This window comes from Mycolicibacter kumamotonensis (assembly GCF_002086285.1).
GTDB lineage: Bacteria > Actinomycetota > Actinomycetes > Mycobacteriales > Mycobacteriaceae > Mycobacterium > Mycobacterium kumamotonense.
This window is the reverse complement of the sequence record NZ_MVHU01000112.1, coordinates 1-697: the sequence shown is the minus strand read 5'-3', so window position 1 is coordinate 697 and position 697 is coordinate 1. Positions and strand designations below refer to the sequence as shown.

The 697-nt window shown below is 63.4% G+C and carries 1 protein-coding gene; it reads right to left on the bottom strand.

What is annotated here, in order from left to right; translation table 11 throughout:
* Positions 1-697: polyketide synthase dehydratase domain-containing protein (locus BST28_RS22990; protein WP_207570202.1), on the bottom strand; the 697-nt coding region annotated here is incomplete at both ends.

Below are 697 nucleotides of genomic sequence, written 5' to 3'. Positions count from 1 at the left end.
CAGCGGCAAACCAAGCCCGCAACAACGAAAGCGCCGCATGAACACCCACACGCGCCGCATCAGCCCGATGCCCCGCCTCCTTCGACAGACGGGCAATGACGAACTTCGGCGAGACCATCTCGTTCTCTATGGCAGTCGCGAACGAAGGGAAGTTCGAGTACTCCTCACCGCTGGGTGACGAGACGGCGATCTCTTCCCATTGCAGGCCGAAGAGCGCCTCTTGTGCGATGTCGGCGGTGGCGAGGGCGGTGGGGTCGAGGCGTCGGAGTGCGATTTCGTCGATGGCGAATACTGGTGTGCCGTCTTCGGCGGCGGCGGTGAGCCGCATGTTTTGGGGGCTGTTGACCTGGAGTGTGACGCGGAGGGCTGTTACTCCGGTGGTGTGCAGGCGCACGCCGGTGAAGGCGAACGGGAGTAGTGGTCCGTTGCCGTCGGTGAGGAATTCTCCGAGTGCGTGGAAGGTCGCGTCGAGCAGTGCTGGGTCGATGCCGAATGCGGCGGCTTGGTCGTCGAGTTTGACTTCGGCGTAGATGGTCATGTCGTGGCGCCATGCTGTGTGGAGGCCTTGGAAGGCGGGTCCGTAGTTCAGGCCGACGGCTCCGAAGTGTTCGTAGAGGTGGTCGACGTTGATGGGTTGTGCGTCGGTCGGTGGCCACGATGTGTTGTCGGTGGTGTGGGTGGGGGTGGTGTCGTGGGT